General features: G+C 40.5%; 1 protein-coding gene. It reads left to right on the forward strand.

The features are described from left to right. The coding region (locus A3738_RS20155; protein WP_156504360.1) for a TonB-dependent receptor at positions 1-185 on the forward strand (185 nt) is incomplete at its 5' end. Between the last annotated feature and the right edge of the window lie 529 nt (positions 186-714).

Below are 714 nucleotides of genomic sequence, written 5' to 3' on the forward strand. Positions count from 1 at the left end.
ACAGAACTATCGACGACTACATAGTCGTTGACTTGAAGAGCAGTTATAAAGTTTCTAAGGACCTGCATATTTATGCCAGCCTGAGAAACGCGCTAAATAAAGTCTACGTCACCTCGCTACGCCCTTTTGGCGACAGACCAGGTATTCCAAGGCAAGTTCAGGTCGGCATGAAGTATAACTTTTAACTAAACAGGCTACCGCAATTAGTTGATACCGATAAGGGTAAACATTGAGTATGTTTACCCTTTTTTGAATCCGACACTCAAACCAGATTGGCATGATAAAAGCTCAAAGAGAGTAGCGAGAAGTGAACACTACCAACGAACAGCCCTAATTGAGCATCGAAAAAATGAATCGGCTTAACTTGCAACCTCATGCTTTAACTCCCTTCAATCTTATTCCCTTTTACGGACCTTCTTGCGACAAGATTCACGGAAGAGAATCTATATTTTCTCGCTAAAGCTTGTTGCATCGACTGCCTTTTCGATTAATGATCGTGCTGTCAAACCAATACATCAAACAAAATATCACATATAAGGATACGTTTTGATCGAGCTTTACGCTGGCGAAACTGCACGAAAAACGATTCAAGAACAAGGATTCAAACAATCGCTATTTACGTCGTTTCTGGGTGCCTCCGGAGGCCCAAAATGGTTTAGTTTATACGGCTTAGATAGATACCTTTTTGGATATTTCTTTAAAGATAGAACTCAA

The sequence above is a fragment of the Oleiphilus sp. HI0066 genome, from assembly GCF_001635725.1.